This window comes from Sorangium sp. So ce117 (assembly GCF_051524395.1).
In the GTDB taxonomy this organism is placed as follows: Bacteria; Myxococcota_A; Polyangia; order Polyangiales; family Polyangiaceae; genus Sorangium; species Sorangium cellulosum_B.
The window spans coordinates 8,764,538-8,776,779 of the sequence record NZ_CP150309.1; the positions used below are offsets into that span (position 1 = coordinate 8,764,538).

Consider the following 12,242-nt stretch of genomic DNA (forward strand, 5'->3'; position numbering starts at 1 on the left):
GGGTAGCACCGTCCGGGGCTCGGTCGTCGGGCACGGATGACGTCAGGTCAGAGTCCCCTCATGCATCCGGAGTTCTCCCGTTTCTGCGGCATCGGCCCCCGCGCCGGGGCCGCGATGGAGCCCACCTCTTCGTCATCGCTGCCATCGCGACCATCGCGGCTGCGATGTGCGCTCGCCGCCCTCGCGGCGGCCTTTCTCCTGAGCGCCGCGCCCGGCACGGCGGTCGCCGAGGACGGCCAGCACACGGTCTACGCCGGCCAGACGCTCGGCAAGATCGCGAAGCGGTACCGCATCACGGTCGACGCGCTCCGCGAGGCGAACGGGCTCAAGCCTGGCCAGCGGATCCATCCGGGCCTCGTCCTCGTGATCCCGGAGCGGGGTGAGCCCGGCGCGCGCGCGCGCTCCACGCGCGCCGCGCCCGGCCGGACCGCCGCGCTGCGCGACGAGCGGGAGCGGAGCCGCGGCGCGAGCGCGAAGGAGCGCGACGCCGAGGCCCGTCCCCCGGGGAAGGGGTCGGCGAAGAGGGACGCGGCGATGCCGCCCAACAAGCGCTATGTGCAGCGACCCAAGCGCCCCGGATGGGTCCGCCTGGTTCGAGGCGCCGAGCGGCTGGACGTCCAGCTGCTCACGCCGAAGGGGCGGCTCGTGCCCAAGGCCCTCCCCAAGCTCAGCCGGCTGATGCGCGCGTCCCCCACCGCCTCGATTCCCATCGATCCGCGGCTCGCCACGCTGATTGGCATGGTGAGCGACCACTTCGGCGGCAGGCCCCTCCGCGTCGTCAGCGGTTATCGCCCCTACTCACCCACCCAGTACACCCCGCACTCCAACCACAACCACGGTCGCGCCGTCGATTTCATGGTCGAGGGCGTGCCCAACACCGTGGTCCGCGATTTCTGCCGAGGTTTCCGCAACGCAGGTGTCGGATATTATCCCAACTCTACGTTCGTTCACCTGGACGTCAGATCAGATAAAGTGTACTGGGTGGATTACTCGGGGCCTGGAGAGGCGCCGCGCTACGAGGGAGCGAAGGGTTCTGTCGCGGCCGATGAAGCGGCGCGCGATGTCCCCGTGTCCGCAGAAGAAGAGGTATATGGGTCAGGCGAGCCCCGTGCCCCTCAGCCGCAACCCATGAATACTACAGGGACAAACTCGGAACCGGTGCGCAGCGGCAGCGAGAGGGAGAAGGTCCTGGGGTCAGGTTCACCCACCCCTGCTCCTGAAACCTCGCCTGCGAAAAGGTGAGCTGTCCCGCCCGCTGGCTATAATCCACACACTGAACATCCGCACCAGACACAATTGCACGGCTCTGCCTTGCACGCTGCGAGAGTTGTGGCACCAATCCACCTCACGTGCAGCAATCGACCCGACTGCAGCGGGAGGGGCTCGCTCCTCCCATGTCGCTCTCCGCGTGCTGTGACGGGGGCGGGTTCGTCCAGCCGGTCGCCTTTGGCGCGACGTGTCCGGTCGTTCCGTGTGAGCACGCGCTGATCGAGGGGCCTTCTGCGCTCGGCCTCGATGGATCGCCGAGCGTCGCGGTGCAGGCGCCGGGGGCGTCGCTCTCCCGCGAGGTTTGGGAGTCCGCGGAGGCCGCGTCAAGGTGCGCGCACGAAATTTGGGAATCCGTGGAGGTCACGTCGGCCTGCACCTACGAGGGTCCGTGGCAGCTGTTGGAGCCAAACGGCGAGCCGGACATCGAGCCGGACGGCGGCCCGTGTAGCCCGCCGCGCTGTACCGAGGCGGCCTGCACGGGCGGGCCGCGCGACCACGAGCCGACGTGCGCGCCGCTCCGCCCGGAGGTGCTGCAGGGGTACTTTCCGCTCGTCCGCAAGCTGGTGCGGCAGGTGTCGCGCCACCTGCCGCCCAACGTGCAGCGCGACGACCTGCTCAGCGCAGGGATGCTCGGGCTCGTCGACTCGCTCCGCAAGAACGGCGGGAGCGACGGCGAGACGTTCGCCGGCTACGCGAAGCTCCGGATCCGCGGCGCGATCGTCGATGAGCTCCGCGCGCAGGACTGGCTCTCGCGGCGAGCGCGCGAGGCGGTCGAGGCGGAAGCCGCCAGCAGGGCCAGCGGCGCGACGGTCTTCGTGAGCCTGAGCGAAGTGACCCCGACCGAGGAGTCGGTGCACATGTCCGGCGAAGACGACCCGATCGAGGCGATCTCGGCGCAGGCGACCCGGCGGGCGCTGTCCTTCGCGATCGCGCAGCTCCCGGAGCGGGAGCGGCGCGTGATCGGCATGTACTACTTCGAAGGGGCGAAGCTGAAGGACATCGGCGCAGAGCTCGGGATCGGCGAGCCGCGCGTCTCGCAGCTGCACACGCGCGCGCTCGGCATGCTGCGAGGCATGCTGTCGCACGCCTGACCGCCGCCCGCGCTCAGGGGGTGATCCGGCGCGCCCGGCCGGGCATCGCGACGCCGACCGCGAAGAGCGCTGTCTCCTCGTAGGCTTGCTGGAGGGCGGGGTCCCCGGACGCCCGGTGGACGAACGCGTTGCGGTGCGCGCCGCGATCGAGCGCGACAACGCGGGCGCAGCCGAGGTCGAGCAGCGCCTCGGTCGTCGCCTCGTCGCTGTCGAAGGTGGTCGTGGCCACGAGCAGCGTGCCGTCGTCGAGCACGCAGGCGGCGCTGCGCCGGCGCATGGTCCCGATCTCGCGCGCCTCCGGCCGCAGCCTGCCGTCGTCGGCGGTGAGCGGCAGCTCGGTCGCGTCCGCGCCCGGCGCGAGCGGGGCGCCGCCCGCCGGGCGGATCTCGACGCGGCCCTTCTGGACCAGCAGCAAGCCTCCCTCGCCGCGGAAGCGAAGGCCGACGGTGCCGCCCACGGCGAGCCCGCGCGGGCCCCGCCGCCGGCCGGTGCCGACGCCGATCGCCGCGAGGACCTGCCGCCGCTCGTCGGCCGGCACCTCGGCGTCGAGCTTCGGCGCGCTCCGCGGCGAGATCTCGCGCGAGCCGGCGCGGAGTCGGAACAGGAACCGGTCCGGAGCGAAGGCATGGACGCGGACCTGCGCGCCGAGGTGCACGGTGTCGGCGGCGTACACGGCCGGGCTCCACGCCGGGGGCGGCTGCACGCCGCCGTCCGCGGCCCAGCCCACGCTCTCGCCCGGCAGCGACAGGTCCGGCGCCGGGGGAGCGTCCGTCCAGCGCGACTCGAAGAAGAGAAAGGGGCGCGGCGACACGGCCTCGGCGTGCTCCGGCGGCGCGATCGACATCGCGGGCGAGAGGCGCTCGGCGGTCAGGATGCCGTCCTGCTGGGGGCTCAGGAAGGCGACGCCGAGGGGGTCCGGCGCCCTGCCCAGCGAGACGCCGGCGAGGCACCCGGCGCGCTCGAGCGCCGCCCGGAGCGCGGCCGCGTCGAGGGCGCCGCCCCACGCGTGGACCACGAAGCCGCGGTCGGTCATGCACAGCGCCGCGCGCTCGACAACGAGGTCGTCGCCGTCGCCGGACGAGAGCGTCGCGCTGGCGGGGGCGCGCTCCGCGGGAGGGCCGGCGAGGATGGCGAGCGGGGCCGCGGCGCCCCCGGCCTCGAAGAGCGAAGGGCCCTGCCAGAGCGCCCAGGGGAAGCGCGCGGATCCCTCCGCGCGGGGCGCGCCGGGGCTCGCGGCCGCCGGGCGCTGCCAGAGCGCCCAGGGGACGCGCTCGACGTCCCCGCCGGACGGCCACGCGCCGAAGTATGGCCGGCCCGAGAGGTCGACCCCGAGCGTCGCCGCGCCGTCGCGCGGGGGCACGAGCGCGCGGCCGCCGACGACCATGCCGAGCGCCTCCGTCCCCGCGTGGGGCGCGCCCGGCGCGCGCGTGGAGGCGCCGAGGCCGATGGCGCCGCGGAGCGTCGGCGCGTGGGGGAGCTGCCCCGTGCCGCGCGGGCCGACGGTCGGCCTGGGGGCCTCGTACCCCGCCTGCAAGGTGAACCTGATGTGCCGCGTGTCGATCGCGAGCAGGTGGACGCGCAGCTCTGGCCGCCGCGGATCGGGCCGGAGCATCGTCGCGGCGAACGGGCTGGAGGGGCGCTGCGGATCCTCCTCGATGCCGGGGAGCGGGCGCGGGAGCGAGGGAGCCACCAGCTCCCAGGCGCCCTCCCCCGGGAGCGGGGGATCGACCGCCGGCGCGACCGGCGGCGGCGGCCAGAGCGAAGGCCACCCCTCCGGCGCGGGCTCGGCAGACGCGGGGCCGCGGGTCACGTACGCGGCGGCCGGCGCGGCGCGCAGCCTCGCCGCCGCGCGATCCGCGGCGAGCGCGAGCCGCTCGACCGCGGCCGCCGCCGTCGGACCGAGCAGGCGCTCGGCGGACGGCCCGGCGAGCTCGCCGATCGAGGGCACGCGGCGCGGGAGGTGGTGCGCGCGGGCGACGAACGGATCACGCCCGCCCGTGTCGACCTCGCCGGTGCCGGCGTTGAGCGCCGCCGGGACCGCCTCCGGCCCGAGCGCCATCACCAGGCCCTCGTCCACGAGGTCGAGCCGCGCAGACGCGGGCGGGTTGTCGAACGAGATCTCGGTGCGCGACGCGCCGTCCACGCTCCCGGTCTCGAGCCAGCCGTCGATCGCCGCGCGGAGCCGCTCGCCGACGGGCCGCGCTCCCGCGCGCCCATCGCCGCCCAGATCGAGCTGCGTGATCCCCTGCACGACGCCGACGGCGGTGGTGGTCACCGCGACGCGGCTGCCGCGGGCGACGAGGCCGCGATCGTCGCCGAGGGGCGTCCCGGTCAGGTTGCGCACGCCGTCCAGGCTCACCGGCCGGCCGGAGCGGGTGAGCCGCACGCGCGCCCGGTACAGGTCGGCGGCGCCGCGCCCGTCAGGCGCGCGCTCCGCATCGGGCGCGCGCTCCGCGTCGGCCCCACGCTCCGCGGCGCCCGGACCCGGGACGCCCGCGACACCGAGGAACAGCACCCGGCGGCCGAGGAGCGCGTCGGAGAAGAACCCGCCGCGCTCCTCCCAGACAAAGTCGTCCGGGTCGACGGCGCCGCCGATCGCCTCCCCGAGCATCCCGGCGATGGCGTCCGCGGTCCGCGCTGGCGGGGGCGGGGTCGAGAGCCGCGAGACGACCCCGAGAAGAGCGACGCCGAGCGCGATCGGGAGCCGACCGCGCAGGTGATCGATCCACGGCGAGAGCGGTCGGTCCGTCATCCCTGCGCGCGCGCGCTCCCTCCGGAGGCCGCGCCGGCCTGAGCCGCCGCGGCGCGCGGGCGGATCCCGAGGAGCTGGCGCGCGCGGTCCGGCTCGACCACCTCGCGGCCGACGCTCCGCGCGAAGGCGGCGGCGCGCGCGACGAGCGGGGCGCTCCCCTCGGCGAGCACACCCTTGTCCAGGTAGATGTTGTCCTCCAGCCCGACCCGCGCGTGCCCGCCGAGCTGCATGGCGAGCTCGGTCATCGGGCGCTGGTGGCGGCCGACGGCGGCGACGCCCCAGGTGGCGCCTTGGGGGATCTGGGTGATCATGAACCGGAGCACGTCCTCGCGCGCCGCGATGCCGCCGGGCACCCCCAGGACGAACTGGAAGTGGAGCGGCTCCGCAAGGAGCCCCTCGGCGAAAAGGCTGAGCGCCTCATGGATATGGCCGACCTCATAGCACTCGAGCTCGGCGACGCTCCCCCCGGCGCGGATGCGGGCCGCCATGTCCCGGATGAGGGGCCGGGTGTTGTCGAAGATCCCGTCGCCGAAGTTGATCGTGCCGCAGTTCAGGGTGGCCATCTCGGGGCTGCAGAGCAGCGGCTGGGCGCGCTCGTCGACGCCCATTCCAACGGCGCCCCCGGTCGACGTCTGGACGATGACGTCCGTCTTCTCGTTGATCGCGGCGATCGCCTCGGCGAACAGCGCGCGCGACTGGCTCGGCGACCCGTCCGGGTTCCTGACGTGCAGGTGGACCACCGAGGCGCCCGCGTCACGGCAGCGGGCGGCCTCGTCGGCGAGCTCGCGCGCCGTGATGGGGAGGTGCGGCGTCTGCGCCCGGGTCGTCTCCGCGCCGACGATCGCGGCCGTCAGGATGAGGGCGCTCTGCGGCGGCGTGACCAGGATCCGGGGGGGCGGCGTGATGATCGGCCGCGGCTCCGGGAGCTGCGCGTGGTCCGGGGGCGGCGCCGACAGCGCCGGCAGGACGAGGCGCGGCCGACGCTGGAGCTCCTTCGGGACGACACAGGTGCCGAGCGCCCGGGAGACGATGACCGGCTCGGCCAGCGCGTCGGCCGCCGAGGGCGCCACCCCGGCTTCGCGGACGCTGGCGACGACCTTGCGCGCCTCGAACGCCATCGTGCGCGACGTGGCGCCGACCTTGGTGACCACCCCGGTCGCCTCGATGAAATCGCCTGCTCGGACCGGGGCGAGGAACTCGACCGCCTCGTACGCACGGAAGAGCCCCTCGTCGCCGTCGAGACGGATCAGGAGCTCGGTTGCGACGTCGCCGAAGAGCGCGAGAATACGCGCTCCATCGCACAGCTCGCCCGCGTAATGTGCGTCGTGCGCGCCCATCCTGACGCGCAGCGTGACCGTGAGACCAACCCCTGTGCTCATGGGCGTGAAGACTCAACAGTCGACAGTCGGTAGTCAACAGAGGAAACTGCCCCCGCCGATGAACCTCGTAGAAGCCAGAAATCTCCCGCGCCACGTCGGAATCATCATGGATGGCAACGGTCGCTGGGCGGAGCTGCGCGGCGAGCCCCGCGAGGCCGGACACAAGGCCGGCAGCGCCGCCGTGCGGCGGATCGTGCGCGTCTGCCGGAGGCTCGGCGTCGAGGCGCTGACGCTGTACGCGTTCAGCGAGCAGAACTGGGCGCGGCCTCGGAACGAGGTCGACGCGCTGATGGGGCTGCTTCGCGAGTACCTGATGAGCGAGCGCTGCGAGATCCTCGAGAACGACATCCGCCTGGTCGCGATCGGCGACATCAGCCGGCTCCCCGAGGCCGTGCGCGACGTGCTCGACCCGCTCCGGAAGGCGTCCGCGACGAACCGCCAGATGACGCTCGCGCTGGCGCTGTCCTACGGCGCGCGCGAGGAGATCGCCGCCGCGGCGCGTGAGCTCGCGATGGAGGCGGTCGCCGGCAGGCTGGATCCGGAGTCGATCGACGGGGCGCTGCTCGCCGCGCGGCTGCCGAGCCTGAGCGTCGGCGAGCCGGATCTCATCATCCGCACCGGCGGCGAGCAGCGGCTCTCCAACTTCCTGCTCTACGGGGCCGCGTACGCCGAGCTGTCGTTCACCGAGCGGCTGTGGCCCGACTTCACCGAGGACGACCTGTTCGCCGCCATCGCGGCCTACCAGCGGCGCGACAGCGCGGCGCCGCCCGCGCACGACGCGGAGGGCGGCGCCGGGGGCGAGCCGGCCAGCGCGCGGGGCGCGCTCGACGCGGAGCGGCCGTGGCGCGCGCGCGAGATCGCCGCGCCCGCCTCGCACGGGTCCCACGACGGCTCACGGACGGGGGTCTGAGATTGGCTGCTTCCAACCTCACGATGCGGGTCATGACCGCGCTCGTGGCCGCTCCCCTGCTCCTCTCGCTGCTCTACCTCGGCCCGAGCTGGGGCTGGGCGGCGCTCGTCGCGGTCGCCGCCGCCATCGGCGCGCTCGAGCTCTTCGCGATGACGCACGCGGACGACCGCGTCGCGCGGGCCATCGGCGTCGCGCTCACCCTCGCCGTCCTCGGCGTGATCTGGCGGTTCAGCGGCTCGCCGGGCGCGCTCCTCGCGCTGATCTTCCTGCTCCCGTTCGTCGCGATGCTCATCACGCTGGTGCGCCTCGGCGAGATGCGCACCGCGGCGCTGCGCGTGCTGGCGATGACCTTCGGCCCGCTCTACGTGGGGGGCGGGCTCGGCGCGCTGGCGCTCCTCCGCCGCGACGGGGGCGCCGACGGCCCCTCGTTCGTCGTGCTGGCGATGCTTCTCTCCTGGTTCTCCGACACCGGCGCCTATTTCGCCGGCCGCTTCCTCGGCCGGCGCAAGCTCTACGAGGCCGTGAGCCCGAAGAAGACCGTCGAGGGCGCGCTGGGCGGCCTGCTCTTCGCCGTGATCGGCGCGCTCCTTGCTCATTTTTGGTTCCTCCGGTCGCTGCCGCTCGTGGACGCGCTCGCGCTCGCGATCGTCGCGGGCGGCCTCGGTCAGGCGGGAGACCTCGGGGAGTCCCTGTTCAAGCGCTCCTTCGGGATCAAGGACTCTGGCGGGATCGTGCCCGGCCACGGCGGCATCCTCGACCGCGTCGATGCCCTGCTCGTGACCGGGACCATCACGTATCTGTATGTCCTGTGGTTGAGGCCGTGAACGGCGTCGCGCGCGGTGCGCCGTGCGCCGTGCCTCGTCCAAAGACCGCGCATCCATCGATGCGCGACACCCACATCGCACGCACGCGCCGCAGCCTCGCCCCCGACGCGGCTCTCCCGCCGTCAACGCGGCGCCTCCTCGCACACTGGCAGCCTGACGCATCGCCCCGCCCGTCCGGAACCGCGATGACGCATCGCATGGTTGCGCCCGACGTTGAACGGAAGGGCTCAGCGCACTAGAAAGTTACATAGCCATGGAAGAACAGCTCAGTACCAAGACCACGACTTCGCCTGTGAGCGTCCCTGCTGCTCCGAGCCACAGGCACAAATACGAGTTCTTCAAAGTCGTCCAGGGTTATCTCGACGAGGCTGCCCGACTGATCGAGCTGCCGGGTTACATCACCACGATCCTGAGCCAGCCGAAGAACGAGATCATCGTCAATTTCCCTGTACGGATGGATGACGGCAGCATCCGGCTCTTCAAGGGTTACAGGATCCAGCACAACAACCTCCTCGGGCCGTTCAAGGGGGGCATTCGATACCACGAGACGGTATCGCTCGATGACCTCAAGGCGCTGGCCGCGATGATGACGTGGAAGTGCGCGCTCATGAACCTGCCGCTCGGCGGCGGAAAAGGGGGGATCAAGTTCAACCCGAACGAGGTGTCGCGCGCCGAGCTCCAGCGCATCACCCGCCGCTTCTTCCATGCGCTCGGCGGAAACATCGGCCCGGAGACGGACATCCCGGCTCCCGACATGGGCACCGACGCAAAGACCATGGCCTGGGCCATGGACACGTACATGAACACCGTTGGCCAGCTCTTCAAGCAGGCGGTGAAGGGCGTCGTGACGGGCAAGCCGGTGGCGTCCGGCGGCACGTACGGTCGCGAGAAGGCGACGGGCCAGGGCGTCGTCCACTGCATCACCGAGTGGGCCGAGGACAACGACGTGAACCTCGGCGGCTCGACGCTGCTCGTGCAGGGCTTCGGCAACGTCGGCTCACACACGGCCGTGCTGCTGTCGAAGCTCGGCGCCTCGACCGTCGCTGTCGGCGATCACACCGGGTATCTCTACAATCCGGAAGGGTTCAATCCGCACAAGCTGCAGGACTACGTGAAGAAGAACCGCTCGATCGCGGGCTACCCTGCCGGCAAGCCGATCAGCCGAGAGGAGTTCTTCCGGCTCAAGGCGGACATCTTCATCCCGGCGGCCCTGGAGAACCAGGTCGGCGTGGAGGAGGCGAGCTGGCTGCAGGTCCGCCTCGTGGCCGAGGGCGCGAACGGGCCGTGCACCCCTGAGGGGGAGAAGATCCTCCTGGAGCGCGGTATCCATATCCTGCCCGACGTCCTCGCCAACTCGGGCGGCGTCACGGTGAGCTACTACGAGTGGGTGCAGAACAAGCGCTCGGAGACATGGACGCTCGAGGAGGTCGACTCCCGGCTCGAGAAGGCGATGAAGCGGGCCTACCGCGAGGTGACCGAGATGGCCCGGCAGAAGAAGTGCACGCTGCGCCTCGCCGCCTATGCCGTGGCGCTGCAGCGGCTCGCGGCGGTGTATGGAGAGCGCGAGATCTTCCCCTGAGATCGCTTGTCCGCGCTCCTCCGGCCCGCCGTCCGTCCGCGACGGCGGAGCGCTAGACCTTGGCCCGACCCGGCCCGTCCCCCGCCCTCGGCGCGCGCGTGATCTCGGCCGCCCGGCCGGCGACCCGGAGTGCGGCGCCCTGGACGGCGTGTTTGTATTTGACGTAGCCGAGCGCGAGCAGCCCTGTCCCGCGCGGATCCTCGACCTGGCTCGTGACGGCGCCGACGGCCGCGCCGTCGGGCAGCGCGATCTCCGCGCCCGCGGGCACGCCGCCCTCCCCCTCGACGGCGAGCTGCACGAGCCGCTTCTTGGCGTGGCCGCGCGCCTGGAGCATGAACACAGTCTCCTGCCCCAGGTAGCACCCCTTGCTGAACGAGACGGCGCGCTCCTCGATCGAGGCCTCCTGCGGGAAGTTCTGGTCGTCGAAGTCGACCCCGAACCGCGGGACGTTGTTCTCGACCCGGAGCACCTCCCACGCCGCCGCCGTCACCGGCAGGACCGCGCAGGCCTCGCCCTCGGCGAGGAGCGCCTCGAGGACGGCGCCCTCGGCCTGCCGGGGCGCCACGAGCAGCGCGCCCCCGAGGCCGGTCCAGTCGACGATCGCGGCCTCGGCGCCGGCCGCGCGCCCGGCCGCCGCGAGCTCGGCGGACCGCGGGCCGTGGACGAAGACCCAGGCGTGCTCGCCGGAGGCGTCCTGGACCTCGGCGTCCTCCATGATGAGGTGGCGGTCGAAGAGCTCGCGGAGCTGCTCGACGCGCTCCCGCAGCGCGCCGACGTAGATGCGATCGGCCGCGATCACGATCCACACCTCGGCGAAGATCTTCCCGGTCTTCCCCACGTTGAGCCCGTACGCGCCGCCCGCGGGAGGCGCGGCCTTCACTCCGACAGGCAGCGGCTTCTGCGGCGCGAGATCGCAGGTGACCAGGCCGTTCAACCAGGTCTGCCGGTCCGAGCCGGTGACGATCAGCGTCCCGAGCTCGGGCATGGCCTGCACGAGCGCCCCTTCGCGGAGCGCGCGCCGCCGCTCTTCCAGTCCGTGAGCGTTGCTCATCGAGGCCGGATCGTGGAGGAGGGAGCCCGCGCCGTCGAGGGGCGGCCCGAACTTTCAGCGCTCAGGGATCGACCTCGGCGACGAGCTCCGGGAACTGAGCCGACTTGTGGACGCCCGGCGGGACGATCGCCGCGTCGACGTGGCCGACGAGGCGGCGGAGCGCGTCGACGTCGGCCGAGAGCACCTCGGCGACGACGGTGAGCGCCCTCGGGAGCGACGCGACGGCCTCGATCACCGCCTCCGCCGACGCGCACCGGACCAGGACCACGCGCGCGCCGACCTTCGCGGCGGCCTCGGCCCCCTCCTTGCTCTCCGCCAGCGCGAGCGGGAGCATGCGCATCGTCCTCGCCCCCTTCGCGAGGCGGTCCCAGTCGTCGAGCGGCAGCGTCGCGTCGATGCAGACCCCGTCCGCCCCGTGGTAGCGCGCCGCGAGGGCGCCGTCGCGATCGCTCACCCGCGACAGGCAGAGCGACGGCACCGTCCTCGTCGCCCGCGCGGCCCCCTGCATGGCGGGCCCTGCCTCGGCGAACGCGAGCGCGGAGATGTTGAGCTCATGCAGCCGCGCCGCATCCTCCGCGGGCGCCTCCGAGCCGACGAGCCCGACAAGAGCCATGTTCTTCCTGCGGGTGGAGATCACCTGGAGAAGATCGCGTGTGGACGGGACGATCGATCCTGCATCGAAATCCTGCATGGGGAGGGCCGGTAGACGAGACGAACGCGCGGGTCAAGCGAGGGATCGCTCCGGGTCCTCGAGCGCGGGTCGGGAATCCGTGGCTGGAACGTCCTGCACGCGCATCCACACGGCGGTCTGATCGCCCTCGTAGCAGACGCTGCCTTCGTGACGGAACTCGAACGAATAGCGGATCATGTGCCGCTTGACGCCGAGCCGGGAGCGCGTCGCCACGCACGTCGCCTCGATGGGCGCGCCCGGCTGGACCAGCTTGCGAAAGACCACCCGGTGAATGTTGGTGCCATAACCGATCCAGCCCTCGCGGTGGCGCAACCCGAGCAGGTGGTAGGCGTGCACGAAGCCGAGCATCCCCGTCGCGTGCACCATGATGGCGCCAGCGACGTGGCGCGGGTGCAGCAGCGGGTGCGCCCGCTGCGCGTCGACGAGCGGCATCGGCCTGTCGGTCGGCATGCGACAGCGCACGAGGCCCTTCTCGGCGTCCACCTCGAGGAGCTCGTCGAAGAAGAGCACCGAGGGGTCGTAAGGGAGGTCCGCGAGGAACTCGGCATCGAACGGACCGAGCTTCACAGGAAGGGGCGCGCCGCTCGCCGCGCCGGGTGCAGAGGTCGTCATCGGTTGGCTCTGGGATCCCGAATCCCCCCGGGCCGGCTCCTAGCAGCGGCCGATCGCGTGGGCAACGCCGACCAGCGCCTCGCG

General features: G+C 72.7%; 10 protein-coding genes. 5 read left to right on the forward strand and 5 right to left on the reverse strand.

The window, feature by feature from the left end; genetic code table 11:
* Positions 1–60: 60 nt before the first annotated feature.
* Positions 61–1,242, forward strand: coding sequence for a DUF882 domain-containing protein (locus tag WMF46_RS32735; protein WP_437980791.1), 1,182 nt, complete (start codon positions 61–63; stop codon positions 1,240–1,242).
* Positions 1,243–1,394: 152 nt separating this feature from the next.
* Positions 1,395–2,360, forward strand: a complete 966-nt coding sequence (locus WMF46_RS32740) for a sigma-70 family RNA polymerase sigma factor (protein ID WP_437980792.1) — start codon at positions 1,395–1,397, stop codon at positions 2,358–2,360.
* Positions 2,361–2,373: 13 nt separating this feature from the next.
* Here WMF46_RS32740 and WMF46_RS32745 read toward each other — a convergent pair whose 3' ends face one another.
* Together WMF46_RS32745 and WMF46_RS32750 are read right to left on the reverse strand one after the other, a co-directional pair.
* Positions 2,374–5,112, reverse strand: coding sequence for a hypothetical protein (locus WMF46_RS32745; RefSeq protein WP_437980793.1), 2,739 nt, complete (start codon positions 5,110–5,112; stop codon positions 2,374–2,376).
* Positions 5,109–6,491 (reverse strand): 3-keto-5-aminohexanoate cleavage protein, encoded by a 1,383-nt coding sequence (locus WMF46_RS32750; protein ID WP_437980794.1) that lies wholly within the window; start codon positions 6,489–6,491, stop codon positions 5,109–5,111. The genes WMF46_RS32745 and WMF46_RS32750 overlap by 4 nt, the downstream gene beginning before the upstream one ends.
* Positions 6,492–6,549: 58 nt before the next feature.
* Here WMF46_RS32750 and uppS point away from each other — a divergent pair, with 58 nt between their 5' ends.
* The 3 genes from uppS (at position 6,550) to WMF46_RS32765 (ending at position 9,804) form a co-directional block, all read left to right on the forward strand.
* Positions 6,550–7,401 (forward strand): polyprenyl diphosphate synthase, encoded by an 852-nt coding sequence (uppS, locus tag WMF46_RS32755; RefSeq protein WP_437980795.1) that lies wholly within the window; start codon positions 6,550–6,552, stop codon positions 7,399–7,401.
* A gap of 32 nt (positions 7,402–7,433) precedes the next feature.
* The gene (locus WMF46_RS32760; RefSeq protein ID WP_437980796.1) at positions 7,434–8,225 is read left to right on the forward strand and encodes a phosphatidate cytidylyltransferase; all 792 of its coding nucleotides are present in this window, start codon (positions 7,434–7,436) and stop codon (positions 8,223–8,225) included.
* A 253-nt stretch (positions 8,226–8,478) separates the two neighbouring features.
* Positions 8,479–9,804, forward strand: coding sequence for a Glu/Leu/Phe/Val family dehydrogenase (locus tag WMF46_RS32765; RefSeq protein WP_437903511.1), 1,326 nt, complete (start codon positions 8,479–8,481; stop codon positions 9,802–9,804).
* 52 nt (positions 9,805–9,856) lie between these two features.
* On the opposite strand, the gene ygfZ is transcribed toward WMF46_RS32765, so the two are convergent.
* The 3 genes from ygfZ to WMF46_RS32780 all read right to left on the reverse strand — a co-directional run bounded on the left by ygfZ (position 9,857) and on the right by WMF46_RS32780 (position 12,158).
* Positions 9,857–10,855 (reverse strand): CAF17-like 4Fe-4S cluster assembly/insertion protein YgfZ, encoded by a 999-nt coding sequence (gene ygfZ / locus WMF46_RS32770; RefSeq protein WP_437980797.1) that lies wholly within the window; start codon positions 10,853–10,855, stop codon positions 9,857–9,859.
* Between the two features lie 61 nt (positions 10,856–10,916).
* On the reverse strand, positions 10,917–11,468 hold the full coding sequence (locus tag WMF46_RS32775) for a hypothetical protein (RefSeq protein ID WP_437980798.1): 552 nt from the start codon (positions 11,466–11,468) through the stop codon (positions 10,917–10,919).
* 111 nt (positions 11,469–11,579) lie between these two features.
* Positions 11,580–12,158 carry a hypothetical protein gene (locus tag WMF46_RS32780; RefSeq protein WP_437543391.1) on the reverse strand — a complete coding sequence of 193 codons (579 nt, stop codon included), beginning with the start codon at positions 12,156–12,158 and terminating at the stop codon, positions 11,580–11,582.
* Positions 12,159–12,242: the final 84 nt, after the last annotated feature.